The sequence below is a fragment of the Yoonia tamlensis genome (genome assembly GCF_900115105.1).
Classification (GTDB): Bacteria; Pseudomonadota; Alphaproteobacteria; order Rhodobacterales; family Rhodobacteraceae; genus Yoonia; species Yoonia tamlensis.
Genome location: NZ_FOYP01000001.1, coordinates 783,299 through 809,159, shown reverse-complemented (window position 1 = coordinate 809,159; position 25,861 = coordinate 783,299). Strand labels below are relative to the sequence as shown.

At 58.5% G+C, this 25,861-nt stretch carries 28 protein-coding genes and 2 tRNA genes; 19 read left to right on the top strand and 11 right to left on the bottom strand.

Going from position 1 to position 25,861, the window contains the following annotated elements:
- Positions 1-98 precede the first annotated feature (98 nt).
- Positions 99-686: an imidazoleglycerol-phosphate dehydratase HisB gene (gene hisB / locus BM320_RS04275; protein WP_090196861.1), complete on the top strand. Its 588-nt coding sequence runs from the start codon at positions 99-101 to the stop codon at positions 684-686.
- Here hisB and BM320_RS04270 read toward each other — a convergent pair.
- Positions 681-1,310 (bottom strand): DUF2306 domain-containing protein, encoded by a 630-nt coding sequence (locus BM320_RS04270; RefSeq protein WP_090196858.1) that lies wholly within the window; start codon positions 1,308-1,310, stop codon positions 681-683. The two genes, hisB and BM320_RS04270, sit on opposite strands and share 6 nt — an antisense overlap.
- A 79-nt stretch (positions 1,311-1,389) precedes the next feature.
- Between BM320_RS04270 and BM320_RS04265 the strand changes: the two genes are divergently transcribed.
- The 4 genes from BM320_RS04265 to BM320_RS04250 all read left to right on the top strand — a co-directional run bounded on the left by BM320_RS04265 (position 1,390) and on the right by BM320_RS04250 (position 4,086).
- A complete protein-coding gene (locus tag BM320_RS04265) occupies positions 1,390-1,986 on the top strand; it encodes a TetR/AcrR family transcriptional regulator (protein ID WP_090196854.1) in 597 nt (198 codons plus the stop codon).
- A gap of 64 nt (positions 1,987-2,050) precedes the next feature.
- Positions 2,051-2,689 (top strand): imidazole glycerol phosphate synthase subunit HisH, encoded by a 639-nt coding sequence (gene hisH / locus BM320_RS04260; protein ID WP_090200346.1) that lies wholly within the window; start codon positions 2,051-2,053, stop codon positions 2,687-2,689.
- A 16-nt stretch (positions 2,690-2,705) separates the two neighbouring features.
- Positions 2,706-3,176 (top strand): lytic transglycosylase domain-containing protein, encoded by a 471-nt coding sequence (locus tag BM320_RS04255; RefSeq protein WP_090196853.1) that lies wholly within the window; start codon positions 2,706-2,708, stop codon positions 3,174-3,176.
- A gap of 46 nt (positions 3,177-3,222) precedes the next feature.
- On the top strand, positions 3,223-4,086 hold the full coding sequence (locus BM320_RS04250) for a hypothetical protein (protein WP_090196851.1): 864 nt from the start codon (positions 3,223-3,225) through the stop codon (positions 4,084-4,086).
- A 91-nt stretch (positions 4,087-4,177) separates the two neighbouring features.
- On the opposite strand, the gene BM320_RS04245 is transcribed toward BM320_RS04250, so the two are convergent.
- Positions 4,178-4,567: a DUF2147 domain-containing protein gene (locus BM320_RS04245; protein ID WP_090200344.1), complete on the bottom strand. Its 390-nt coding sequence runs from the start codon at positions 4,565-4,567 to the stop codon at positions 4,178-4,180.
- Positions 4,568-4,767: 200 nt separating this feature from the next.
- Between BM320_RS04245 and BM320_RS04240 the strand changes: the two genes are divergently transcribed.
- The 5 genes from BM320_RS04240 (at position 4,768) to BM320_RS04220 (ending at position 7,782) form a co-directional block, all read left to right on the top strand.
- Positions 4,768-5,220 (top strand): VOC family protein, encoded by a 453-nt coding sequence (locus BM320_RS04240; RefSeq protein WP_311135489.1) that lies wholly within the window; start codon positions 4,768-4,770, stop codon positions 5,218-5,220.
- 142 nt (positions 5,221-5,362) lie between these two features.
- A complete protein-coding gene (gene hisA, locus BM320_RS04235; protein WP_090196848.1) occupies positions 5,363-6,082 on the top strand; it encodes a 1-(5-phosphoribosyl)-5-[(5-phosphoribosylamino)methylideneamino]imidazole-4-carboxamide isomerase in 720 nt (239 codons plus the stop codon).
- A 144-nt stretch (positions 6,083-6,226) separates the two neighbouring features.
- Complete coding sequence (locus BM320_RS04230; RefSeq protein ID WP_090196847.1) at positions 6,227-6,688, top strand: DUF2867 domain-containing protein; 462 nt, start codon at positions 6,227-6,229, stop codon at positions 6,686-6,688.
- Positions 6,689-6,721: 33 nt separating this feature from the next.
- Positions 6,722-7,480 carry an imidazole glycerol phosphate synthase subunit HisF gene (gene hisF, locus BM320_RS04225; protein ID WP_090196844.1) on the top strand — a complete coding sequence of 253 codons (759 nt, stop codon included), beginning with the start codon at positions 6,722-6,724 and terminating at the stop codon, positions 7,478-7,480.
- Positions 7,477-7,782, top strand: coding sequence for a phosphoribosyl-ATP diphosphatase (locus BM320_RS04220; RefSeq protein ID WP_090196841.1), 306 nt, complete (start codon positions 7,477-7,479; stop codon positions 7,780-7,782). The genes hisF and BM320_RS04220 overlap by 4 nt, the downstream gene beginning before the upstream one ends.
- Here BM320_RS04220 and BM320_RS04215 read toward each other — a convergent pair.
- Complete coding sequence (locus BM320_RS04215; RefSeq protein WP_090196839.1) at positions 7,779-8,198, bottom strand: CoA-binding protein; 420 nt, start codon at positions 8,196-8,198, stop codon at positions 7,779-7,781. The two genes, BM320_RS04220 and BM320_RS04215, sit on opposite strands and share 4 nt — an antisense overlap.
- A gap of 152 nt (positions 8,199-8,350) precedes the next feature.
- A complete protein-coding gene (rlmB, locus tag BM320_RS04210) occupies positions 8,351-9,127 on the bottom strand; it encodes a 23S rRNA (guanosine(2251)-2'-O)-methyltransferase RlmB (RefSeq protein ID WP_090196836.1) in 777 nt (258 codons plus the stop codon).
- Between the two features lie 132 nt (positions 9,128-9,259).
- Here rlmB and BM320_RS16350 point away from each other — a divergent pair.
- Positions 9,260-9,343: transfer RNA gene (locus tag BM320_RS16350), tRNA-Tyr, on the top strand.
- 416 nt (positions 9,344-9,759) lie between these two features.
- Here the strand turns inward: BM320_RS16350 and BM320_RS04205 are convergent.
- A tRNA-Leu gene (locus BM320_RS04205) sits at positions 9,760-9,846 on the bottom strand.
- Positions 9,847-9,984: 138 nt separating this feature from the next.
- Between BM320_RS04205 and lipB the strand changes: the two genes are divergently transcribed.
- Together lipB and BM320_RS04195 are read left to right on the top strand one after the other, a co-directional pair.
- Positions 9,985-10,629: a lipoyl(octanoyl) transferase LipB gene (gene lipB, locus BM320_RS04200; protein WP_090196833.1), complete on the top strand. Its 645-nt coding sequence runs from the start codon at positions 9,985-9,987 to the stop codon at positions 10,627-10,629.
- 114 nt (positions 10,630-10,743) lie between these two features.
- Complete coding sequence (locus BM320_RS04195) at positions 10,744-11,745, top strand: GT-B fold glycosyltransferase domain-containing protein (RefSeq protein ID WP_090196831.1); 1,002 nt, start codon at positions 10,744-10,746, stop codon at positions 11,743-11,745.
- Positions 11,746-11,752: 7 nt separating this feature from the next.
- Here the strand turns inward: BM320_RS04195 and BM320_RS04190 are convergent, their stop codons facing one another.
- The 3 genes from BM320_RS04190 to BM320_RS04180 form a co-directional block, all read right to left on the bottom strand.
- Complete coding sequence (locus BM320_RS04190) at positions 11,753-12,529, bottom strand: methyltransferase domain-containing protein (RefSeq protein WP_090196828.1); 777 nt, start codon at positions 12,527-12,529, stop codon at positions 11,753-11,755.
- Positions 12,530-12,602: 73 nt separating this feature from the next.
- Entirely contained in the window at positions 12,603-13,127 is a 525-nt protein-coding gene (locus BM320_RS04185) for a hypothetical protein (protein ID WP_090196825.1), read from the bottom strand.
- A gap of 6 nt (positions 13,128-13,133) precedes the next feature.
- On the bottom strand, positions 13,134-13,550 hold the full coding sequence (locus BM320_RS04180) for a VOC family protein (RefSeq protein ID WP_090196821.1): 417 nt from the start codon (positions 13,548-13,550) through the stop codon (positions 13,134-13,136).
- An 86-nt stretch (positions 13,551-13,636) separates the two neighbouring features.
- Between BM320_RS04180 and BM320_RS04175 the strand changes: the two genes are divergently transcribed.
- From BM320_RS04175 to BM320_RS04165, 3 genes are all read left to right on the top strand, one after another.
- Positions 13,637-14,929: an O-acetylhomoserine aminocarboxypropyltransferase/cysteine synthase family protein gene (locus tag BM320_RS04175; protein WP_090196818.1), complete on the top strand. Its 1,293-nt coding sequence runs from the start codon at positions 13,637-13,639 to the stop codon at positions 14,927-14,929.
- Positions 14,930-15,038: 109 nt separating this feature from the next.
- Positions 15,039-17,597 carry a hypothetical protein gene (locus BM320_RS04170; protein WP_090196815.1) on the top strand — a complete coding sequence of 853 codons (2,559 nt, stop codon included), beginning with the start codon at positions 15,039-15,041 and terminating at the stop codon, positions 17,595-17,597.
- Between the two features lie 113 nt (positions 17,598-17,710).
- Positions 17,711-19,585: a monovalent cation:proton antiporter-2 (CPA2) family protein gene (locus tag BM320_RS04165; protein WP_090200342.1), complete on the top strand. Its 1,875-nt coding sequence runs from the start codon at positions 17,711-17,713 to the stop codon at positions 19,583-19,585.
- Here BM320_RS04165 and cobT read toward each other — a convergent pair.
- A complete protein-coding gene (cobT, locus tag BM320_RS04160; RefSeq protein WP_090196814.1) occupies positions 19,582-20,592 on the bottom strand; it encodes a nicotinate-nucleotide--dimethylbenzimidazole phosphoribosyltransferase in 1,011 nt (336 codons plus the stop codon). The genes BM320_RS04165 and cobT overlap by 4 nt on opposite strands.
- A 77-nt stretch (positions 20,593-20,669) precedes the next feature.
- Between cobT and BM320_RS04155 the strand changes: the two genes are divergently transcribed.
- Positions 20,670-21,422, top strand: a complete 753-nt coding sequence (locus tag BM320_RS04155; RefSeq protein ID WP_242650949.1) for an adenosylcobinamide-GDP ribazoletransferase — start codon at positions 20,670-20,672, stop codon at positions 21,420-21,422.
- Here BM320_RS04155 and BM320_RS04150 read toward each other — a convergent pair.
- Together BM320_RS04150 and BM320_RS04145 are read right to left on the bottom strand one after the other, a co-directional pair.
- Positions 21,419-22,111, bottom strand: a complete 693-nt coding sequence (locus BM320_RS04150; protein WP_090196809.1) for an FG-GAP repeat domain-containing protein — start codon at positions 22,109-22,111, stop codon at positions 21,419-21,421. The two genes, BM320_RS04155 and BM320_RS04150, sit on opposite strands and share 4 nt — an antisense overlap.
- A complete protein-coding gene (locus BM320_RS04145) occupies positions 22,111-22,434 on the bottom strand; it encodes a 2Fe-2S iron-sulfur cluster-binding protein (protein WP_090196806.1) in 324 nt (107 codons plus the stop codon). Before BM320_RS04145 ends, BM320_RS04150 begins: the two co-directional genes overlap by 1 nt.
- Before the next feature lie 280 nt (positions 22,435-22,714).
- On the opposite strand from BM320_RS04145, the gene BM320_RS04140 reads away from it, so the two are divergent.
- A complete protein-coding gene (locus tag BM320_RS04140; RefSeq protein WP_090196804.1) occupies positions 22,715-23,716 on the top strand; it encodes a TAXI family TRAP transporter solute-binding subunit in 1,002 nt (333 codons plus the stop codon).
- Between the two features lie 56 nt (positions 23,717-23,772).
- Positions 23,773-25,860 carry a TRAP transporter permease gene (locus BM320_RS04135; RefSeq protein WP_090196802.1) on the top strand — a complete coding sequence of 696 codons (2,088 nt, stop codon included), beginning with the start codon at positions 23,773-23,775 and terminating at the stop codon, positions 25,858-25,860.
- Position 25,861 lies beyond the last annotated feature (1 nt).

Below are 25,861 nucleotides of genomic sequence, written 5' to 3'. Positions count from 1 at the left end.
TTAAATTTTGCTGAAATCCCCCAAGTTTTTTGACACAGGCTTGGCCACAGCCGCGGATGCCCCTATAGATCAGGAACCACCACAAAAGGACGCGCAACATGCGGACAGCGACGATCACACGCAAAACCGCCGAAACCGATATTTCGGTGACGGTGAACCTTGATGGCTCTGGGGTTTATGACAACCAGACCGGCGTTGGCTTTTTTGACCACATGCTGGATCAATTGTCGCGTCACGCGTTGATTGATATGACCATTCGCGCGACGGGCGATCTGCATATTGATGATCACCACACCGTCGAGGACGTGGGTATCGCGCTTGGGCAGGCCTTGTCGGTTGCTTTGGGCGACAAGCGCGGGATCAACCGCTATGGCAGCTGCCATTTGGCGATGGATGACGCGCAGGTGCGCTGTGCGCTTGACCTATCGGCGCGCCCCTATCTGATCTGCAATCTGGACCTGCCCTTTGGCAAGATCGGCACGTTTGACACCGAATTGGTCCGCGAATTTTTTCAGGCCCTGTCTACACATGGCGGGATCACGTTGCACATCGACAAACTGCACGGGTTCAACGCGCACCACATCGCCGAAGCCGCATTTAAAGCAGTGGCACGCGCCTTGCGCGAAGCGGTTGAAACCGACCCGCGCAAGACGGATGCAATCCCGTCAACCAAAGGCGCATTATAAGGCCGGTGATACCGCGCGGTTTCGTGCGGTATCATCCAGAAGCCACCATTCGGCGACAATCAGGTTCGGCACCCAACAGGCCCAGGCGACAAGCGGATAGATTGCTTCGAAATCGCTGCCTGTCACCACCCCGACCCCAAGATAGAGCCGCAAGGTCACAGCCGCGAATGTCAGCGCGCCCGAGCGGATCATCCAGCGTTTATGCTGCGCGATATTGCGCACACGTGCGGTCACATAGGCCTGCACGGTCGCATAGATCCAAATCACTGCCAGCAGCCCAAATCCGAACATCGCCACAAGCCCTGCCTGCGTCCAGATCGCCAGCCAAAATCCACATATCCCGGCAATCACGCAAGCAATCACATAGATCCGGCCCAATGTGCGGTGCAGGCGCGGGCGCGATCCGCGCAGGGTCGCGTTGAACTGGAACGGCATAATCGCCAACGCGGTCGCAGCAAATGCAATATGCCCCAGCAACGCGACGGCGCGCGCTTCATAGTGGTAGGCAATATGCGGCAAGCTGCCTGCCACGCCCGGCCACAACAGCAAGGCCGAGGCCAACGCGATGATCAGACAAAGAAACCAGAATATACCAGTTCTGGCCTTAAGAATAATTGGGGGCATTGGTTTTCCTATCCGCAAACTTGACACTGTCAATATTGACATAACTTGACAGCGTCAAAATACAAGAGCAAAAAGAATTATGTCTCAAACACCCCCTAAACCGCACCACCATGGCGACCTGCGCGCCGCCTTGATCCGGGCCGGGATCGACATTTTGCAAACCGACGGGTTTCACGGGCTAAGCCTGCGCAAATGTGCCGCGCGCGCGGGCGTGTCACACGCAGCGCCCGCACACCACTTTGACGGGCTCGCGGGGCTCAAGGGGGCGATTGCGCATCACGGGCTTACCTTGTTTCGCGAAGCAATGGTTGCCGCATCAAAAGACGAAACCGATGATCTGGCGCGGCTCAAAGGCATTTGCCGCGGCTATCTTAACTTTGTGGCCGCGCGTCCGGCCCTATTCCGGCTGATGTTCGGCTTCGAATCACATGAAATCGAAAAAGCCGCCCGCGAAATCGACGATGCCGTTGCCTATGATGTATTGCGCGCGGCCTGCGCCCCGTTTGTGCGCAAGGACCTGCCCGCCCCCATCCTTGAAGCGCAGGTCTGGTCACTGATCCACGGCTACGCAACGCTTTATCTGACCGGCAATTTCCTGCGCGACGTACATGCGCTGCCCGAACAAGAGGCCTTTGATCAGGTGATGGCAGCGTTGGACCGCATGGTATCCCTCTAAGGCTTGGCAAGGCGCCGCAAACCCCCTAATCACAAGCGCAGCTTTGGACACAAAAGGACAGCCCATGCTGACCGCACTGATAGACTACGATAGCGGCAACCTGCATTCCGCGCAAAAGGCGTTTGAACGCATGGCAAACGAGGTCGGCGGCGGTGAAATCGTGGTCACATCCGACCCTGATATCGTTGCAAAGGCCGACCGCATCGTGCTGCCCGGCGACGGCGCATTCCCGCATTGCCGCGCCGAACTATTCGCGCGCACCGCCCTTGCCGAAGCCCTGATCGAGGCCGTCACAATCAAGGCGCGCCCGTTTATGGGGATTTGTGTGGGCATGCAAATGCTGGCCACCACCGGCCATGAATACGAATCCACCCCCGGTTTTGGCTGGATTGCCGGAGACATCCGCAAAATCGCCCCCGCCGACCCAAGCCTGAAAGTGCCGCATATGGGCTGGAACGATCTTGTGATCGACACAGACCACCCGGTTCTGGATGGAATCAAATCAGGCGATCACGCCTATTTCGTGCATTCCTACGCGATGACAGTTGCCAACCCCATTGAGCGGCTTGCGCATGTCGACTACGCCGGCGATATCACGGCCATCATCGGGCGCGATACAATTATCGGCATGCAATTCCACCCCGAAAAAAGCCAGCAGGCCGGATTGCGGATGATTGGCAATTTTCTGACATGGGCACCATAAGACAAGGGAAATTGCCATGCTGACACGTCGTTTGTTTGTTCTTGCTGCTTTGTCCGGTCTTGCCGGCTGCGGCCGCCACGTTTCCGAGGAAATCGAAACCACCCGCAATCTGCAACTTTACCCCAACGAGACACCCCAGCTGCGCGGGCTAATCAACAAATACGCCGATATCCATGACATACCGGTAACCCTGCTGCACCGTGTGATCTTGCGTGAAAGCAGACATAATCCGGCGGCGCGCAATGGCCCCTATTACGGGTTGATGCAGATCCTGCCGCAAACCGCGCGCACGATGGGCTATAGCGGCACGCCCGAAGGTCTTTTGGATGCCGAAACCAACCTGATCTATGCGGGCAAATACCTGCGGGGGGCATGGCTGGTGTCCGAAGGGGACGAGGAAACAGCCGTCAGCTGGTACGCGCGCGGCTATTATTACGAAGCCAAGCGGCGCGGCATGTTGGTTGAAACGGGCCTGCGGGCGGGGTAATAACAATTTCATCGCCGCGCGACGAAATCACACGGGAGAGCGGAAGATGAAGCGTAATTCGTTTTTTGGCGCAACATACATTCTTGCGTTGTGGGTTGGAATTCTTGCGCTGTTGGCAGTGTGGCGACAAGCGCAAGTGCTGCTAGAATATGGTTTTTGGGGTGCTGGCACCCCATCTACGCAGACCTTCATAGCCGGTTTGCTGCTTTCCGGACTTGCTGCAGGGCTATTGTGGGCCTTTTACAACCATCACCACACCACCTTGCCTCTTTTTTGTGTGATGGCCACGGGTGTTGTGACGCCAATTATTTTTGATGGCAGTACGCAAGACCTAATTCTTCTAAATGGAAGCTATTACCAGGGCGTTCACTGGATCGCGCCTGGGTGGGTGCAACTTGCTTGGGTAGCGCTCACAATACTTGCCAGCCTCGAACTAATCCGTGCGTGTATCATAGGTCAGTTTCGACGGGCCGGCACCGCAGAGAATGTACAAGCACCGGGCGAAATTTGGGTGAACGCGCTCTATTGGCTTGTCACGCTCTGGTTTACGGTCTTAGCGCTCAACCCGATAAGCGAGGTTGTTTTCGACATTTTGCATCCGTTGGTACCCCGAAGGGAAGATCCGGTGCGGTTCCTTATGGCCGACATTAGAAACCTCGCGTTCCCTGTCGCTATCGCGGTTGCACTTTGGCTCAGGTCTACGGCTGCGTTGTGGCTGTTGATCGTCGCGTTTGTGTCGTCCTATAGCTTTGCACGGCTATTTGAACTGGCGTCATACTGGCCTGCGCAAGGCACATCTTTTGCGGACCACCCAAAGAATTTCTTCCTGTCACACCCTATTCTTAAACTGCTGGAAATTGGGTTCATATGCATCCTCATACGCAGCAAAATAATTGGACGCCGCGCCTAAGCCAGATTCCACCCGTGCCGCATGTGGCGTGCCCTATAGATGCAAAAAAGCCCCCACAAACAGCGAGGGCCCTTCAACACGTGATAGCTATTTACTGGACGCGCACCCAGTTCTGGCTTGCGCAAATCAAACCGCCAGCCACGCAACCACGCAGACGCAGCGCGTTGCCGTTGACATCCATCTTGCCGATGTAAATCTTGTTGTTTGACGGGCGCCAGACCTGACCTTCGTATGATCCGTCACCTTGGGGCACCATATCGATCACGATCTGCCGGCCAATGTTTTCGGACTGGTATTCACCTTCCGTGTTGAACGTGCGTGCAATTGTCCCGCAGATCGCGGCACCACATTGATCGACCGTCACATAGGCAAAAGCGCCATCATCAACTTCGGTCTGCCACGTGCCAATTGCGGCGTCTTGTGCCTGCGCCTGCGCGCCAAACGTCAATGCCGCGAGAATCGCAATAATCCGAGCCTTCATGTTCATTCCTCCCTAGAACTGTGCAAACCATGCCTTTGAACGATATCCCCGATCAAGCGTGACGTTAGGTTGCGTCGCCCGCATCGGGACCTAAAATCTTTCCCGCCCGGCTGTCTTTTGCCTGTATCATAGGCCTAGCGCCACCAGACTAAACACATGCACCAAACGCAAACCCCGAAAATACGCAATAACCACGCGCCATGAACATGACCGGTCCAAATCACAAAATCTGCCTGATGCTCGACAAGGACGCCGAAGCGGCGGCCAGATTTTATACGCAAACCCTCCCTGACAGCGCCATGGGTCGCGTACAGCTTGCGCCAAGCGATAATCTCTCCGGCAACGCAGGCGCAGTGCTTGTTGTTGAATTCACCCTGCTTGGCATGCCCTGCATAGGGGTTAACGGCGGCGCTCATTTCCAACACTCCGAAGCCTTCTCTTTTCAGGTGACCACCGAAACCAAGGAAGAAACAGACAAATACTGGCAGGCAATTGTCGGCAACGGCGGCAAAGAAAACATGTGCGGCTGGTGCAATGACAAATGGGGGGGGTTGATGGCAGATCACACCGCGCACCCTGACCGACGCATTGGCAGCGGGCGGCGAGGAGGCAAAACGCGCCTTCGACGCCATGCTGCAAATGAAAAAGATTGATGTCGCCGCGATTAATGCGGCCCGCAAGGGTACGGATGCGCGCGATCAATAGGTTGTCCGCCTGCCAACGCCTCCCTTGCCTGCGTTGCATTTCGCCAATGGCCGTGCATAAACGCGCCAACAGCAATGAAAGGCCGCTCACATGATCCTCTACCCTGCAATTGACCTCAAAGACGGGAATGCCGTGCGGCTTGTGCATGGGGATATGGATCAGACCACCGTGTTCAGCGATGATCCGGCAGCGCAGGCGCGCGCCTTTGTCGATGCGGGCTGCGAATGGTTGCATCTGGTTGATCTCAATGGCGCCTTTGCGGGCGAACCCGTCAATGCCGCCCCGGTCGAGGCGATCCTCAAAGCCTGCCCTGTGCCTGCGCAACTTGGCGGCGGCATTCGGGATATGGCAACGATTGAACGCTGGATCGACAAGGGCCTTGCGCGGGTTATCCTAGGGACGGTTGCGGTTGAAAACCCCGATCTGGTCCGGCAGGCCGCCAAAGAATTCCCCGGCAAGGTTGCCGTCGGGCTGGATGCACGTAACGGGCGGGTGGCGACACGCGGTTGGGCCGAAGAAACCGATGTCATGGTCACCGATCTGGCCAAATCATTCGAGGATGCGGGCATTGCCGCAATCATCTACACCGACATCATGCGCGACGGCGCAATGAAAGGCCCCAATATCGACGCCACTGCCGATCTTGCGCGCGCGGTCAGCATTCCGGTGATCGCATCGGGCGGGGTGTCATCTATGGCCGATCTGACCGCGCTTAAAGACACGGGCGTGATTTCGGGCGCAATCTCGGGCCGCGCGCTTTATGACGGGGCGATTGACCTTGCCGCGGCTTTAGCCGCGTTGAAAAACTGACCCGCAATAAAATCGCAAGACGCCCCTATATCATCTTGCCAAAATACTCAAAAAACGTCGCGGCGTAAGCTGCGGCATCACGCCCCTTTTGCAGCGCCCCAAACTGGTATTGTCTGGCTCCAATCCAGCAAAGGAAACACTGCGATGCCAAAGATCATTAAAACAGCCCTGCCGCAAACCTCCACGTTATGGGCGCAAGTTCAGCCCGGTGATTTCATCGATGGCTACGCAGTTCAAAGCCATCTTTCACCGCAACAAGCCGCCCAAACAGGGTTTGCCCTGCCCGGCTGGGCCAATGCATTGATGCGGCTGCGCAATCTGATCATGAAACCCTTCGGCCTCAAGACCGAATCCAGCGCGACAGGCGATCAGGCCATTTTCCCCGTGCATGTCGACACGATGGACGAACTGGTCATCGGCACCGATGACAGCCATTTGAATTTTCGCATCGCGATCATACGCCAGAACGGCATGATCCATATGGCCACATGGGTGCATCGCAATAACCTGCTCGGGCGGGTTTACCTTGCCGTTGTGATGCCGTTTCACATCCTGCTGACACGCGGGGCCATGCGCCGGATTGCATCAGCGGCTCCTAGCCCGTAAAGACGGGGCAACAACCCCAAAGGTCGCGCGAAAATGCTGAAAACACGGATCATCCCCTGCCTTGATGTCGCCGAAGGGCGCACCGTGAAAGGCGTGAACTTTGTCGATCTGATCGACGCAGGCGACCCCGTCGAACAGGCCATTGCCTATAATGCGGCGGGCGCGGATGAATTGGTCTTTCTGGATATCAAAGCCACCCATGAAAACCGTGGTACAATGTTTGATCTGGCCACACGCACGGCGGAACAATGTTTTATGCCACTAACCATTGGTGGCGGCGTGCGCACGCATCATGACGTGCGTGACTTGCTACTTGCGGGGGCGGATAAGGTCAGTTTCAACTCTGCCGCCGTGGCCGACCCAAATGTCGTGGCCGAGGCCGCGCTGCGCTTTGGCAGCCAGTGTATTGTTGTGGCGATTGACGCGAAAACCGTGGGCCCTGGCAAATGGGAAATCTTTACCCACGGCGGGCGCAAACCCACAGGCATCGATGCCGTCGAATTCGCGCGCACAGTTGTTGAAAAGGGCGCAGGTGAAATCCTGCTGACTTCAATGGACCGCGACGGGACCAAAGCGGGATTTAACCTGCCACTGACCCGCGCGATTTCGGACGCGGTTGATGTGCCTGTTATCGCCTCTGGCGGCGTGGGCACGCTGGATCACCTTGTTGAGGGCGTGACGATGGGTGGCGCATCCGCCGTTCTGGCTGCATCTATCTTCCACTTTGGCACCTATACAATTGCGCAGGCCAAGGCCCATATGGCCGCCGCAGGGATCGAGGTACGGCTATGACATTAGACGATCTTTACACGCTGATCGCATCGCGCAAAGGGGCCGACCCCGCCACCAGCTGGACCGCGAAGCTTTTTGCCAAAGGGCCCGAAAAATGCGCCGAAAAATTTGGCGAAGAAGCGATTGAAGCCATCATCGAGGCGGTCAAAGGCGACAAGGAAAAACTGACATCAGAGGCCGCCGATGTGATCTATCATCTGCTGGTGATGCTGGCAGCAAACGATGTCAGCCTTGACGCAGTGATCGCGGAACTGGCGCGCCGTCAGGGCACATCCGGCATCGCCGAAAAGGCCGCGCGCTAAAGCCCCAACCGCGCGATTTCAATCTTTGGGCAGCGATCCATGATCACGTCAACACCGCGCGCCTGCGCCTTGGCTGCGGCCCCGTCATGGATGACATTCAGCTGCATCCAGATCGTTTGCAGATCGGGCCAGCGCGCCAATGCGGCATCCACAATTTGAGGCACCGCAGCACTGTTGCGAAATATATCAACCATATCGACATCATCGGGAACCGACCCAAGATCAGCATAGACCGTTTCACCAAACAGGACCTGCCCCGCAAGACCGGGGTTTACACCAATAACGCGGTAGCCCTTGGCGGTCAGGTATGCGCCCACGCCACGGCTTGGCCGCGCGGGGTTGGCCGACGCGCCGACCAGCGCAATGGTTTTGGCGCGGCTCAGCACGTTGCGGATATGGGCGTCAGAATAATCCATCGTGTACTCTCAAAAAAGCGCCCGGAGATAAACCGGGCGCAAGTCGTGGAACAAGGGACAGTGGACAGGGGCGCGCAGGTTCCAATGCGCGCCTTCACCGATCAACATATGCGCCAAACCCGCGATATAAAGGGCTGATCAGCAAAATGTGATCATCCTTTTGCAGCGTATAGTGCAACCGCCGCAGCATTCGACACATTCAACGACCCGAATTCCGCCGCCGCATCAATGCGCACCAGCTGGTCGCAGGTTTCGCGGGTTTTTTCGCGCAAGCCCGGCCCTTCGGCACCCATGACAAGCGCGACAGCGCGGTCGCGTTTGCCTTCGACAGCGGTTTCAATGGTGGCTTCGGCATCGCCATCAAGCCCAAGCACAAGATACCCCATGCCTTGCAAAGCCGTAATCGCATCCGCCAGATTGCGCACCCGCACATAGGGTTGGCGTTCCAGCGCGCCGCTTGCGGTTTTCGCCAATGCGCCCGTTTCGGGGGCGGCGTGGCGCTGCATGGCGATGACTGCCCGTGCGCCAAACACTTCGGCGGACCGCAGAATCGCGCCCACATTATGCGGATCGGTCACGCGGTCCAAAAGCACAATGCGCGGCGGCTGCGGCCCGTCGCCCAGCGCGATATCCTCAAGACTGCCCCAATCCAGCGCCTTGACCTCGAGCGCGGCCCCCTGATGCACGGATTGCGGATCAAGCGGGGCTGCAAATTTGCGCGGGTCCGAAATCTCGGGCTCCATCCCGCTATTGGCAACACTGTCGCCCAGCCGTTCCAGCGCGTTGCGCGTCACCACAAGCCGCAGCTTCTCGCGCTTGGGGTTTTCCAGCGCATCGCGCACCGCATGTAGGCCAAACAGCCAAACGGTTTCATTTGCGGCAGCGCGTTTGCCCTGCTCTTTTGCAATTACCCACTTTGGCTTTTTCATCTGCGTATTTCCAATTCTGACCGGTTTCAAAGGGGCGATACCCGACAAAATGCACTCTGTGAAGGCTTGTCGCAAAATCCGTCACTTTTGCGGTTGACGGGGCATAGGGGCGCAGGTAATCAGCCACCCAGTGGGCGACAGGCCGCAAGGTGTGGCAGGGGACTGTAACTCCCTCGAGGCGACTCACGCCTGGTTCGATTCCAGGGTCGCCCACCATTTTTCTACAGCGTTGATTTTTTACGGTATTCGTACCAAAATCAACGCTGTGATGAACCTGCTTTACACTGCACGAACAACGCATTGCGACGTTTTCTTGGTGTATCTGATGACTGCGGACAACCCAGCGCAAAATCTAAGAACGGGGCATTCAGTTGCCCCTGCGCCCCGACCCTAAGCCGGTCGCAAGACAGGTCGCCGCATAGCCGGTTGTCTTTATCCGCGCCCCGCCGCCAGCAACCAGATAGTCACAAACGGATCGCCGTTTCTTAATGGGCAAAGGCATTTCGCGGGCCACACTTTAATCAAGCAATGCCAACGTCACGAGAGAGCCCCAGCGCATAGCAGCAGCGCAACACGCACCAAGACCAGACTGAACGCAATAGCCATCAATCGTTTGTCGCCAAGGGACAAACTGGTGCGGTCGGGGGGACTCGAACCCCCACGAGTGTTACCTCACAGCGACCTCAACGCTGCGCGTCTACCAATTCCGCCACGACCGCAAGTCAATAGCTGGGGCGCTTCTAGTGCAGCGTTCCGCGCTTGCCAAGTGCAAAACGTAACATTCGAACGGCTGAACAAACCAGGGGTGACATTTTGGCGATTGGTCGCCATATCAGGGACCGTAGGAGACACCAAACATGGTTGAATGGATCATATCCGACGGGTTGACCGACTATGCCACAGCGTTGGCATTTATGGAAAAACGGGTCGATGCAATTGCGCGTGGCGCGGCAGAAGAATGCATCTGGCTGCTCGAACACCCGCCGCTTTATACTGCGGGAACATCGGCAAAACCGGCGGATCTGATCGATCCCGACCGGTTTCCCGTAATCGAGGCACGCCGCGGTGGCGAATATACCTATCACGGCCCGGGGCAGCGCGTTGTATATGTGATGCTAGATGTGACAAAGCGCGGACGCGATGTGCGCAAATTTGTCAAAGACCTGGAAAACTGGGTGATTGCCACATTGGACAGCTTCAACATCAAAGGCGAAATCCGCGAAGGCAGGGTTGGGGTCTGGGTCGAACGTCCCGAAAAACCGCGCGCGCCCGATGGCAGCCTGCGCGAAGACAAGATTGCAGCGCTTGGTATCAGGCTGCGCAAATGGGTGTCGTTTCACGGCATGTCGATCAACGTAGACCCGGATCTAGAACATTTTAGCGGTATCGTGCCCTGCGGGATAACCGAACACGGCGTTACCAGCCTTGTTGATTTAGGTCTGCCCGTGACAATGCATGATCTCGATATTGCATTAAAGCAAAGCTTTGCAGCCACCATGTAAGGTGGATCTTGATCCACCTTACGGGGCAATTGAAAGCGCACCGCAAGAGTTGCCTCATCTGCTTGCGGCAGTGTAGGACAAGAAATAGCAGCGACCTGAAGGCAGATTTCAAAAATGGCACCCAACGCGGCACAGCCCCCCGCCTTTAACATCGTGATCATCGGCCAGTCGGGGCGGCTCGCTTATGAGGCGCTTTTGTTCACCGCGTCGCTGCGCCATTTCTCTCCCGGGTTCACGGGCGCGCTGTTTATCGCCGAACCGCAGCCCGGACCCCGTTGGGAAACCGACCCCCGCATGCCGCGCGATGTCAAAGACGCGCTCGGGGCGATGGGCGCGCAAATCCTGCCCTTTACGTCAGCACATTTTGGCAGCCGCTACCCTTATGGCAACAAGATCGAATGCCTGACCGCCCTGCCCGCCGGCGAACCGTTCATATTTTTCGACAGCGATACGATTATCACGGGCGACATCACCACCTTGCCCCTTGATTTCGACCGCCCCGCCGCATCCATGCAGCGCACAGGCACATGGCCCGTCGAAGAGCTATACTGGCCCGGCTATACCGCGATCTGGAAATCGCTTTACGACCGGTTCGATCTGGATTTCGAAAGCAGCCTCGACCGGTCGCAGCCCGATGAATATTGGGAACGATATCTCTACTTCAACGCGGGCTGGTTTTACGGCGCGGACCCAGTCGCCTTTGGAGAATTGTTTACGCAATACGCCCTGTCGATCCGTGACAACCCGCCGCCCGAATTGGTGATCCAGCCGCTGGACCCCTGGCTTGATCAGATCGCGCTGCCGCTGGTGATCCATGCGTTGGGCGGCGGGCGGCCCGCGCCCGCACTGGACGGGCTGGACGGCGACATCAGCAACCATTACCGCGTGTTGCCGATGTTTTACGCGCGCGCGCGCGATACCGCGATTGCAGCGCTTGAAACTGTTGCAGCCCCCAATAAGGTCAAGAAAATTCTCAAGCAATATGATCCGTTCAAGCGGATGATCTATCAGGGGCGCGGCCAGAAGGTGCGCGCGCTATTTGACCAAAACGACCTGCCGCGCCATGAAAAAGCCCTGCGCAACAAGATCAAATCCGCGGGCTACTGGATGCGCTAGCGTGCGGTTAAGTCTTGCGCGCCGACGTCACAAAATGCGTTACCGCGAAAAAGAACCGCCCTTGGGCGGCCAGCGCTGTTTGCTCATCGGCCCATGCGGTCGCCTCTGCCGTGGGCACATGCCCGCCTGCAATCGCAAAATCGCGCATCAAGATGATCATCATCCGCGCCAGCCCGTCAGGCCGTAGCTGATAGTCGCAAACTGTTACCGGTGTGACTGCGTCAAGGCAAAACCCTGTCGCGCGCAAGATCGCAGGCAGCTGGGCGGGCACGTTGCGGGTGGTGAAATGATGATCCCACGCGATCTGCATACGGGCCATACGGTCGGGATTATCCGTGTGCCAAACAAGACTGTCAAAATGGATATCGCCGATCACCAGCCGCCCGTCCTTGCGCAGGACGCGGTGCACCTCAGTCACGGCGCGCGGGATGTCTTGCAGATATTCAAACACCTGAACGGCAACGGCTTTGTCAATCGTTTCGGCTGGTGCAGGCAGGCTGTCGGCAGTGCCGTCGACGATTTCAACCCAGTCAAACCCAGCACAGCGCGCCTGCGCGGACGCGCGCATATCCGCACTGGGTTCAACCGCGATCACCCGCCCCGACGGGCCGACCGCGCGCGCAAGTTCGCCAGTCAACAGGCCGTTTCCTGCCCCGATATCCAAAATAACCTCGCCCGGCGCAGGTTTTAGCGCGTCAAATGATTCTTGCCGCCGCCGCGTGCAATCGCTGCCTGCATAGACATCATCCAAAAGCCGCGCGGTTTTCGCATCAAACGAGAGCATCGCAGATCCTTTCACCTGTGCCGCAATTGCCCCAACCTAGCAGATGTGCGCCGATTTGTCGCCCAGCGCCTGTTCAGCGATTACCGACAAGCGGCGCTAAAGAGCGCAAGAACCGATGCACGCGGCTTTCGATATCGCTGTTTGTCACGTCCCGCAGCCAGCCTTGCGACATCTGGCCTGCGGGGGTCAGGGCCGCGATAAATCCGACAATTTCGCGCGATTGATCCCCATTCAGCGGCAGCTTTTGCGCCGTTTGCAACAGCAGCAACAGCGCATGCACCGCCCGCGCCATCGCAAAGGCCTGCATCATCGGGATTGTCAGCGCGGGATCATCGCGCCAGTTTTGGCCTGCAAAGACCTCTTGCGTGACCCTTTGGCCGGACCCGTTACAAGTGAATTTTGCGCAGCCCGAAAACCCGCGCGCATCGCGCTGGTCATAGATCGCGCAGCCCCCGTTGGCGGCCAGATGCGGGCAAGCTTGACCGGCTTGCTTGTCCACGCCAAAGCCCCCGCCATTGTCAAAGGCAAACGCCATGCAACACAGCGCCGCGCAGCGCGTGCAATCGTCAACCAGTAGATCGGCATTCACCGCGCGCACCTGCGCCTACCCTTTGGCAAATACGCCGCTCGCACTGGCAAAGCCCTTGATCTCGATCGGGTTTCCGGACGGGTCGCGAAAGAACATGGTCCATTGTTCGCCCGGCTCACCTTGAAACCGGACCGACGGCGCGATGATGAATTCTGTCTTGCGCGCCGTCAGCCGATCCGCCAGCGCGTTCCATGCATCCAGCGGCAAGACCACCCCGAAATGCGGCATTGGCACCATATGGTCGCCAACCTTGCCGGTGGCAGCGTTCTCAAACGGATCGCCCAGATGCAGGCTTAGCTGATGACCAAAGAAATCGAAATCGACCCATGTCGGGGCAGAGCGGCCTTCGGTGGCACCCAGCGCCTCCACATAGAATTCGCGCGCAACGGCAAGATCGGTCACGTGAAAGGCAAAATGAAACGGTACAAGCATCTTATGGCTCCTGAGATTGACGCGCGGCAAACGATAGCTACTGTCCTCCTACACAAGCCACAACGCATTTTCAAAGGGAGAGAGACATGACCGACGGTCCACAACTTGGGTTCGATACACTGCAGATTCACGCAGGCGCTGAACCTGATCCGGCGACAGGCGCACGCCAGGTGCCAATTTACCAGACGACTGCCTATGTGTTTCGCGATGCGGATCACGCCGCAAAACTGTTTAACCTCGAAGAGGTCGGCTATATCTATTCGCGCCTGACCAACCCGACTGTCGCCGCATTGCAAACCCGCATTGCTGCACTTGAAGGCGGCGCAGGGGCGGTTTGCTGTTCATCTGGCCACGCGGCCCAGATCATGGCGCTGTTCCCGCTGATGGGACCGGGGCGCAATGTTGTGGCATCCAGCCGTCTGTACGGCGGCACAATCACCCAGTTCAGCCAGACCATCAAACGCTTTGGCTGGTCCGCGAAATTTGTTGATTTTGATGACCATGCCGCCGTGGCAGCGGCCATTGATGATGACACCCGCGCCGTGTTTTGCGAAACCATCGCCAACCCCGGCGGTCATATCAGCGACCTTGATGCGATTTCCGCAATTACCGATGCGGCAGGCGTTCCGCTGATCGTCGATAACACCACCGCCACCCCGTATCTGTGCAACCCGATTGCGCATGGCGCGACTTTGGTTGTGCATTCCACCACAAAATACCTGACGGGTAACGGAACGGTCACAGGCGGTTGCGTGGTCGATTCGGGCAAATTCGACTGGATGGCCAGCGATAAGTTCCCTTCGCTCAGCCAGCCAGAGCCCGCCTATCACGGGCTGACATTCGCACAGGCCTTGGGGCCGATGGCCTTTACCTTCCATTCGATTGCGATCGGGCTGCGTGATCTGGGCATGACAATGAACCCGCAGGCCGCGCATTACACATTGATGGGGATCGAAACCCTGTCACTGCGGATGGCCCGCCATGTTGAAAACGCGCAAAAACTGGCCAAATGGCTGAACGATGATCCGCGCGTTGATTATGTGACCTATGCCGGGCTGGCTTCATCGCCCTATGTCGGTCTGGCGACTAAAATCTGCCCCAAAGGCGCGGGTGCGCTGTTCACCATTGCGGTCAAGGGCGGCTATGACGCATGTGTCAAACTGGTTGATAGTCTGGAAATCTTTAGCCATGTGGCCAACCTTGGCGACACGCGCAGCCTTGTCATCCATTCGGCCAGCACCACGCACCGCCAGCTAACGCCTGACCAACAAGAAGCCGCAGGCGCAGGCCCCAATATCGTGCGCCTGTCCATCGGGATCGAGGATGCCAACGACCTGATCGCGGACCTTGATCAGGCGCTGGCAAAAGCGACCGCATAAGACATCACAAACCCGTCCATGCCCTTGGCGTGGGCGGGTTGTTGCTATAGGGTCCGGCAGCAAGGCAAACCGCGTTTTGCTGCCAACTTCAATATGCTAGATCCGGCTTATGACCATTCACTTCGCCCTATTGCTATCATTCGAGGGAATCGAATTGTTGCACCGCGCCAAACGCGGCTGGAAACAGGTCGGCACGGTATCGGTCGAAGATGATAACCTTGACGAGGCGCTGGCCGGTTTGCGCGCAAAAGCGCTGAAAATCGCGCCTGATGGATTGGCAACCAAGCTGATCATCCCGATGGACCAGATCAAATATCTGGCGATTGATTCGACCCAGACCAATCTTGATGACATCCATGCCGCACTTGACGGCGCGACTCCTTATGATCTGAACGAACTGGTCATTGACTACGAACGTTCCGGCGGGCGTACCCATATCGCTGCCGTGGCGCGCGAAACCTTGCAAGAGGCGCAGGCCTTTGCCAGCGCGCACAAGTTCAATCCGGTCGCATTTGTTGCGGTTCCCGAACCGTTTACCTTTCAAAAAGAAGTCTTCTTTGGCCCCACCTCCGAGGCGGTGCAAATCCTTGGTGCGGGTGTCGCGGTTGAACGTGACCATCTGCCAGTGATGAAGGTCGGCACCCGCGTCAAATCGCGCGTGCTGATCATGGATCCGCTGCCGGATGCAATCGCCCAAACCGAAGCTGACACAGCCCTTGCGTTGCCACCGCAACCCGTTGCCGATTTGGCGCCAGTGGCCGACATACCCGTACCGCGCGTCGATCCGCCGTTGGAACAGCGCGCAATAGACCGGATCATTCCTGAATTTGCGGCCACGCATGTTGCACTGGCCGCAATCGTACCGGAAACGCCCGCCCCCGTTGCGGCGGCCCCTGCGGCCCGCGTGATCTGGGTTGATCGCACAGTGCCAGAACATTGGCCTGCCCCCGTGGAAATCACACCACCCGCGGCTGCCGCCCGTCCGGTGCTGGCCCAAGATCCGGCTTTCGCCGATATCAGCCGGATGGACCCGATTATTGCCGAATTCCGGCCTGATATGCCCGCGGCGCCCAAACCTGTGCTGACAGCGATTGCACCCGATATTCCCGCCGCAGCAACGGGGGCGGTTTTGACCGCAACCAAACCGCAATTTGCAGTGCAGCCGCGCAAAAAGGCGCCGGTTGTGGCGCTTGGGCTGGCCGCAAGCGTTGCGGCGGCGGCGGCTGTCTTTGCATGGTCGCAATGGGGCGCATTGGGACCACAAGAAACAGCCGGCGCGACCAGCGTGACAGTAACCACGCAAGCGGCGCCCGCGCCTGATGCGCCAACCGTCACGGCAGAGGCTGCGCCGCATGTGCCCGCGCTTGATATTTTTCCGATGGCACCACCGGCAATGCGCCCCGCATTGGTGGTCATGCCTGCGCCGCTTTCCGCGCCTTCTTCTCGGGTGGAACCGCAGCGGGTTGTCGCGGCGCAAATTGAAACGCCGCCGCAGTTTTCAACGCAAGACAGCCAAACCCCAACCGAACGCGGCGCCGACCAACCTGCGGGTCAGGTGCTAAGCCCTGCCGAAGCCCAAGCCGCCTATGAGGCGACAGGCGTATGGCAGCGCGCGCCGCGTCTGTTTGATACGCCACGCATCGCAAGCCAAGCCGCAGTGACCCTGCCCGACATTGGCGCAACACCGCAGCGCGCCGCCCAGCCCGCCCCGCTGTCCCATGACGCAATGGCGCCCGACCTCAGCTTTCTTGCACCGGTCAACCCGCCAGCCCCCGACGTGGTTTTTGAGGTCGATGAAAACGGGCATATCGTACCCACAGCCGATGGTGCGCTGACCCCCGAAGGGGCCGTCGTCTATGCGGGCCTGCCCGATCTGCCCATGCGCGTGCGCCCTGCGTTGACCGACGAACAACTGGCGACGATGGCCGCTTTGGCGGATGTGCCGGACGGGGTTGTGGTGATCTTGGGCAGCCCCGACATTGTACCGCCAACGCGTCCGGATGATCTGGTGCCACAAGCGGCACAAGATGAAACCGCCGCCGATGGCACACCAACCGCTGGTGCGGTCGGGCTTGACGGGCTGGAAGACGATGCCGCGCAACTGGCCGGACTTGCCCCCCCCGAAGGGATCGCGCGCCCGCGCCCGCGCCCCGACGATCTGGTGCCGCCCGCCGCGACCGAAGACCCCGCTACGCCCGATATAACGGCCGTACTTGAAAGCATCATCGCCGAAGACGGCAGCCAGCCCTTTATCGATACAACCGAACAGGCGGTTGCGACATCATTGCGACCGACAGCGCGACCACGCAACTTTGCCACAGTCGTGGCCGCGGCCCGCGAACGCCTAGCCGCACAGCCCGCAGCCGCCCCAACACCGGCCCCAGCCGCCGCAGCGCCGGTTGCGCCGCAAAACTATGCGCCCGTGCCTGGTGGTGTGGCGGTCGCCGCAACCCAAGAGGGCGTGATCCGCCTGCGCGAAATTAACCTGATCGGGATTTACGGACGACCAAACGCGCCGCGCGCGCTCGTGCGGCTGGCCAACGGGCGCTATGCGCATGTCGAAGTCGGCAGCAGTCTTGACGGCGGACAGGTCACCGCGATCGGCAACGGTGTGCTGAACTATGTCAAACGCGGTCGCACTATCGTGCTCGAGGTTCCGGGCGACTAAATCTTTGCGACATGCCCAAACCGGCGGCAGCACATCGTAAACAAACGCAATATTTACCCCGATGCCGGATTCACGCGTTGCGCTATCTTCTGCGCATTGCCATATCTGGATCCATGGAAAGCTTTCTTCTTCAAGCCACGATTTACTTGGGCGCGGCCGTCATCGCGGTGCCGCTTGCGGCGCGGCTCGGGCTGGGGTCTGTGTTGGGGTATCTGCTGGCGGGGATCGTGATTGGCCCTGTGGCGGGGCTCGTGGGCACCGAAAGTCAGGACATCCAGCATTTTGCCGAATTCGGCGTTGTGATGATGCTATTCCTGATCGGGCTCGAGCTGGAACCCCGCGCGCTTTGGGATATGCGTAAGCGGCTGATCGGGCTGGGCGGGCTTCAGGTTGTATTGACGATGCTCGCGGTGATGGGCGTCAGTATGGCGCTTGGCTATGATTGGGGCACTTCGCTTGCGGTCGGGATGATCTTTGCGCTCTCGTCCACGGCGATTGTGCTGCAAACGCTGACCGAAAAGAAGCTGATGCAAACCGGCGGCGGGCGGTCGACGTTTTCGGTTCTTTTAACACAGGATATTGCCGTCATTCCGATGCTGGCACTTTTGCCGCTGCTAGCGACGCCGGTATTTCTGACACTCGCGCCCGATGGTTCATTGCACCGCGCCAGTCAGGACACACATGACACACATGGCGCAATCAGCCTTGTTGACGGCCTGCCCGGTTGGGGGGTGACGTTGGTGACGCTGGGTGCGGTGATTGCGATCATTCTGGCCGGCATTTTTCTGATCCGGCCCTTGTTCCGCTATATCCACCACGCCCGCCTGCGCGAGATGTACACCGCGCTTGCGCTGCTTTTGGTGGTCTCGATTGCCGTGCTGATGGGCATGGTCGGGCTTTCGCCCGCGCTTGGTACGTTTCTGGCCGGTGTTGTGCTGGCAAACTCTGAATTCCGCCATGAATTGGAAAGCGACCTTGAGCCGTTCAAGGGGCTGCTGCTGGGCCTGTTCTTCATCACCGTTGGGGCCGGCATCAACTTTGATCTGCTGTTTGGCGACCCGTTTTATATCCTTGCGCTGACCTTCGGTGTGATGACGATCAAGGGGATCATCCTTTACGGGCTGGGGCGCCTGTTCAAGCTCAAGGGCAAGGACCAGTGGCTGTTCACGCTCGGGCTGGCGCAGGCGGGTGAGTTCGGCTTTGTTCTGATCTCGTTTTCATCACAACAAGGCGTTCTAAACGACGGGCTGGCCGGACAGCTGTTGCTGGTGATTGCGCTATCGATGCTGATCACGCCGCTTTTGTTCATTCTCTATGATTTGCTAAGCCGCCAGATGGTCGACGCCGATACCCCCGAACATGACGAGGTCAACGAGCAAGGCACCGTGATTATCGCTGGGATCGGCCGTTTCGGGCAGATCGTGAACCGGTTGGTGCAAAGTGCGGGATTCAAAACGGTTATCATCGACAGCAACCTGCAAACTGTTCAGATGATGCGCAAATTCGGGTTTCGCGGGTTCTTTGGTGATCCAACGCGCCCCGATTTGCTAAGCGCGGCAGGCTTTGACGATGCGCGCGTTCTGGTGGTTGCGATTGATGACAAGGCATCAGCGACCAAACTGGTTGCCTATGCCCGCAAGGCCCGCCCCGATTTGCATATTGTCGCGCGGGCGCGTGACAGGGTGCATGTCTATGAACTTTATGATGCGGGCGCGAATGATATTGTGCGCGAAATGTTCGACAGTTCCTTGCGGGCGGGGCGCTATGCGCTTGAAAACCTTGGCCTGACCGAATTCGAAGCCGCCGAGGCCGAACAGACGTTCTATCATCACGACCGCGCCGCGATGCGCGAACTGGCCGAACTGTGGAAACCGGGTGTGCCTGTGGCCGACCTGCCCGATTATGTGGCCCGTTCGCGCGAATTGAACAACGATCTTGAAACCGCGCTTGCCGCGCGCCAACAGGCCAATGAAAACAAGAAATCCTAGCCCGCGCTGACGCCGGCTTCGGCGAATGTGACCATGCCCGAATGGCAGGCAATCGCGCCCTTGAGCACACCAATCGCCAATGCGGCACCCGACCCTTCGCCCAACCGCAAGCCAAGGTTCAATAGCGGCTCTTTGCCAAGTGCGTGCAAAAGCCGCGCATGTGCTGCTTCGGCGCTTTGGTGGCCCGCAACCGTATGATCAAGCGCGCCGTCACTGGTTTTGGCCAGCACTGCCGCCGCAGCGCAACAGATAAACCCGTCAAGGATCACCGGAATACGGTGGTGGCGCGCGGCGGCAATTGCACCCGCCATTGCGGCCAGTTCACGCCCGCCAACACAGCGCAGGGCTTCGAGCGGATCATCCATATTGTGCAGTGCCAACGCCTTGGCCACCACATCCGTTTTGCGCGCAAGCCCTGCGTCATCAACGCCCGTGCCGCGCCCTGTCCAATCGGCGGCCTGACCGCCCAGAACCGCCGCCGCGACCGCCGCGGCAGATGTCGTATTGCCGATGCCCATTTCGCCTGTGACCAGCAAATCGCTGGCCGGATCAACCGCCATCCAGCCGATTTGCAACGCGGTAACAACTTCGGCTTCGGTCATGGCGGGTGCTGTTGTAAAATCCGCCGTGGGCGTATCAAGCGACAGCGCATGCACCTGCATTTTCGCGCCAAAGGCCTTGGAAAGCTGGTTGATCGCCGCACCGCCATGTTCAAAATTCGCAACCATCTGCGCGGTCACTTCGGCGGGGAAAGCAGAAACACCCTGCGCGCAAACCCCGTGGTTACCTGCAAAAATCACCACTTGTGGTGCGCTAATCTGCGGTCTGTCGGTGCCACGCCAACCTGCGTACCAAATCGCCAAATCCTCTAACCGCCCTAATGCCCCGGGCGGTTTGGTCAACTGACCATTGCGGTCTTGCGCACCTTGTGTCGCGGCGGCATCGGGTTGCGGGGCGCGGCCCAGAATATCGCGAAATTCGGAAAGTGTGGTGAAGGGCGCTTGCATCGGAACCTCGTTGTGTAAACTGTTGCCCCTATCTAACCTAAGTGCCGGTAATGAAAAGGCGACAAAAGGGCATCGCAATGACCAATTCCGACCAAAAGCTGATCGCACTGATCGACCTGCCCGCCGCCTTGGGGCTTTTGACGCGGCTGCCGATCCCTGTGCCGCAAACTCAGGCCGTGGCCCGTGGCGCGGCGGCGGCTTGGGCCTATCCGCTGGCGGGCGCGGTGGTTGGCGTCATTCTGGCAACCTTTGTCGCGGTTCTGACATGGGGCGGCTTGCCCGTTGGGATTGTGGCGGCACTGGTGATTGCGGCGAATGTCATCATTACCGGCGCAATGCACGAAGACGGGCTCGCCGATTGTGCGGACGGGTTTTGGGGCGGCTGGGATGTGGCCCGCAGGCTCGAGATCATGAAGGACAGCCATATCGGCGTTTACGGCGTGCTGGCGCTGGGATTGTCGTTGCTGATCCGCTGGTTGGGGGTTAGCGCGCTGATTGCGCTCGATATTTACTGGGCGGGGCTGATCGCGATTGCTGTGCTTAGCCGCGGCGGCATGGTTGTGCTGATGGCCTTGATGAAAAATGCGCGCGACACGGGACTTAGCAAATCGGTAGGCCGCCCGTCAGCAACAACTGCCCTGATCGCGGCGGGAATTTCCTTGCTGATCGCCGGATCGCTGGGCCAGTTCGCGCTGATTATCGCAGCAACATTGGCGGTGCTCGCCTGCGGTTTAATTGCGCGGGCCAAGATTGGCGGGCAAACCGGTGATGTCTTGGGCGCAACCCAGCAAATCACCGAAATCACGCTGCTGTTGGTGCTGCTCAGCTAGTTTTGGCAGGCAATTGCCGCCGCAAATGAACTGCGGTCAACATGCGGGCCAATGTCGCGCGACTGGCTGCGCCCGTCTGCAAATGTCGTGGCAATCAGCCGCGTCCAGTTTGCGTCGGCGGTGATCATCTCGGGGCCTTGGCCACAATCGCGGATGCCGCCCGCGATATTATCTTCGCCAATGCGATGATTGGTCAGACCGGGCAGATCGTGCAAGTGTGTCAGCGCGCCATCTTCAAAACGCCAGATGCGCAGGGTTTTTGCAAGATGCGGGCGGTCGATATAGGCAATCTCGATCGCGCCATCGCCATCCAGATCAACAGCCCCGATCGGCGCAAGCCAGCGATGTGTGCGGCCGATATAGGGGGTCTGAGTGATCTTGCCGTGCTGGCCATAGATCGCCAGCGCCGCGCCGCGCGCCATATCGGTTTCGATCACGACAATTTCGGGCTGCCCGTCGCCCGTCACATCCCAAAGTCGGGGCGCGATGTCTTCAAAAACATGGGTGTCGGGCAAAGTGATCTGATAGGTCGTGCCATCAGCCGTGAACCGCAACGCGCCCCATTCGACAGCATCGCCCAAAATGCCGTGGTCGTAGCGCGTTGTCGGGTCGGCAAATTCGGCAGAAGTAATCGCTTGCGCGCTGGCGCAGACAGGCCAAAGGGCCAAGGCAAGCGCGCAAATCCGCATCAGATCTGTTTTTCCGGCATCTGCACGCGCAAACCGTCCAGCGCGTCTGTAACCTTGATCTGGCAGGTCAGGCGCGATTTTTTGGCGTCGGGCTGATAGGCGAAATCAAGCATATCTTCTTCCATGCCGTCTTTGGCAGGTAGTTTTTCAACCCAGGCATCATCCACATAGACATGGCAAGTCGAACAGGCGCAGGCGCCGCCGCAATCGGCCTCGATCCCGGGAACGCCATTGTCGCGCGCGCCTTCCATGACGGTCAGCCCATTGGCCACATCGACGATATGTTCTTTGCCGCCGTGTTCAACATAGGTAATCTTGGCCATGCAATGTCATCCTTCGCGCATAATTGGTAACTTGGTGCGTTCTAATTCACCTACAGACGCGGTTCCAGCGCAAATCACAAGCATGTTGCCTAAATCGTGAACAAACCAAGCGTGCGGATTTCCGCACATACTTTCCGGGGAAGCTGCGTAAATCGGCTGTATTTGTTCATTATTTGACAATTTGGAAATATCGGCTTGCCCCCAAGTCAGCGAAATAGTTTCCTATGCGCGGGCGCGGTCCTTGCGAATAGCCGCGACGCAAAAACTGGGAGAGAACATTATGTCATTTATGAAAGCCGCTGTCGCGGCAGGTTTTGTACTGGCCGCACCATCGGCACAGGCCGAAGAAGCCAGCTATATTCTTGCAACCGCTTCAACCGGGGGCACTTATTACCCTGTTGGTGTTGCGCTTTCCACACTTGTTAAGGTCAAACTCGAACCAAGCGAAAACATCGGCATGTCCGCGATCAGCTCTGCCGGTTCTGGCGAAAACGTCCGTTTGATCCGTGAAGGCGAAGCACAGTTTGCGATTCTTCAGGGGCTTTACGGCTATTACGCAGCATCCGGCACCGGCCCTCTTGCCGAGGCTGGCCCGCAAGAAGACCTGCGTTCGGTGACCATGCTGTGGCAAAACGTCGAACAGTTTGTGATCTCGTCTGACGCGGCAACCACCGGTACCATGGCCGATATGGTGGCCCTAAAGGGCGAAGCCATGGCGTTTGGCAGCCAGAATTCGGGGACAATCGGTTCAAACGGCGCGCTGCTGGCCGGTCTCGGTGTCGATATCGAAACCGATTATGAACTTGTTTACGGTGGCTATGGCCCATCAGCCGAAGCCCTGCAAAACGGTCAGGTAAAAGGCATCGGGACACCCGCAGGCGTGCCAACAGGCGCAATCAGCCAATTGATGGCCGCTGCTGGCGATAGTGTCACTTTGTTGTCGTTTACCGACGAAGAACTAGCTGCTGCCGATGCAGGCCGCGAATTGTGGACTCCATACCTGATTCCGGCTGGTACATACCCAGGTCAAGACGCTGACGTAAACACCATCGCACAGCCGAACTTCCTTGCGACACATGCTGATCTGCCCGAAGAAAACGTCTATCAGATCACCAAAGCGATCTATGAAAACCTGCCCTTCCTGCAGGCGATTCATCCGGCAACAAAAGTGATGGCAATCGAATCTGCTATCGCTGGTCTGCCCGTGCCCCTGCACCCCGGTGCGGCACGCTATTACCAAGAGGTTGGCGTCGAGATCCCCGCGCGTCTGATCGCAGAGTAATCACATTTATTGGCCCGCAGGAAACTGCGGGCCATTTTTGCACCTAAGGAAATCCCATGTCCGATGAACGCCCCGCCGAAGGCTTGGTGCAGCGCGCCTTCACCGGCCTGCCCAATATCGCCCTTTCCATCTTATGTTTCGCGATTGCGGCGGGCCACATCTATGTGGCCTTTGATCCGATCATTTCAGAGCTCCAGCGCAATGCCTACCACTTTGCCGGATTCGCGTTTCTGGCGGCGGTTCTGCATCCGGTGCTGGCGGGCAAGACCCGTAGCAAGGGGCTGTTGGCATTCGATTTTTGCTTTGGACTACTGATCGCAGCCTCGGCCATTTACCTGCCCTACGCAGAACAAGCTGTCTATGATCGCGGGGTAAAGTTTGTCACGCTCGACTGGATCGCGGCCAGCCTTTGCGTCATTGGCGCTATCGAATTGACCCGCCGGCTGACCGGCTGGGTGATTCCCGTCCTGATCATCCTTGCGCTGACCTATATCGGGTTTTGGGGCAAATATATCGGCGGCGTATTTTCATTTCCTGGCCTGTCGTGGGAATCCATCGCGTTCCGGTCGATCTATGGCGATGACGCGATGTTCGGGACCATCGCGCGGATTTCATCGACCTATGTCTTTTTGTTCATCATCTTCGGCGCATTTCTGCTGCGGTCGGGGGCGGGTGATTTTGTGATCAACATTGCGCGGGCAGTCGCGGGCCGTTTGGTCGGTGGCCCGGGCATTGTGGCTGTCATCGCATCGGGGCTGACGGGCACAATTTCAGGTTCTGCCGTGGCCAATACGGCATCAACCGGCGTAATCACGATCCCTCTGATGAAAAAGGCAGGTTTCCCTCCGAAATTTGCAGGCGGGGTCGAGGCCGCATCATCCACAGGCGGGCAGCTGATGCCGCCGATCATGGGTGCTGGCGCTTTTGTCATGGCCAGCTTTACCCAGATTCCCTATGAAACCATTGTCGCCGTCGCCGCATTGCCTGCGCTGCTTTATTTCCTGTCAGTCACGTTTTTCGTCCGCATCGAGGCCCGCCGCTTGGGTCTCAAGCCGATGGAAAGTGACGGCGAAACCCTCGGGTCGGCCTTTAAGAAAGGCGGCGCGAGCTTTGTCATTCCGATCGGTGGCCTGATCGGCATGTTGGTGGTAGGGTTCACGCCCGCCTATGCTGCCGTATTCGGCATTCTGGCCGTTGTCGCATCAAGCTGGCTGACCCAGAACCGCATGGGCCCGCGTGAAATCGCCGAGGCCATGATCATGGGCACCAAAGGCATGATCATGACGGCCGTGCTGCTGTGCGCGGTGGGGCTGGTTGTGAACGTGATCGCCACGGCAGGCATCGGCAATACATTCAGCCTGATGATCGCCAAATGGGCGGGCGGCAACCTGTTGATCGCGATTGTGCTTATTGCCATTGCAAGCCTTGTGCTGGGCATGGGTTTGCCTGTCACGGCGGCCTATATCGTGCTGGCCACGCTATCGGCACCAGCGCTTGCAGGCATGATCAGCGACCGTTTTGTGATCGAAGCGCTTGCCGCTGGCACATTGGGCGACGCGGGCAATGCAATCTTGATGTTCGGCATTCCTGATCCATCTGTGCTGGCCGGACCGCTGACCAGCGCCGAAGCGGGTGCAATCATCAAAACCCTGCCATTAGAGGTCGCAGCCCCGCTACGTGATCTTGTTGTCCCGCAAGAGGTGGCGATGGCCGCGCTTTTGTCGGCGCATATGATCATCTTTTGGCTGTCGCAAGACAGTAACGTCACACCACCCGTGGCCTTGGCCGCCTTTACCGCGGCGGCGATTGCCAAAGCACCTGCAATGGCGACAGGTTTCGCCAGCTGGAAGCTGGCCAAAGGGCTATACATCGTGCCGCTGATGATCGCCTACACCCCGTTTCTTTCGGGCGACTGGGGCGTGATGGTCACGATCTTTGCCTTTGGCGTCGTCGGCATCTACGCCATCGCGGGCGCTTTGCAGGGCTGTATGGAACAACCTGTCGGGCTTCCGATCCGTGCGCTGCTTATGGTGGCAGGTGCGGCCTGCATATGGCCTGCGCCCTTGGCGGTGCAGCTTGGGGGCGCTGTGGTTGTGATCGCGCTGCTGGTCTGGAACCGGCGCGGTATGGCAGCGGTGGCCTGAC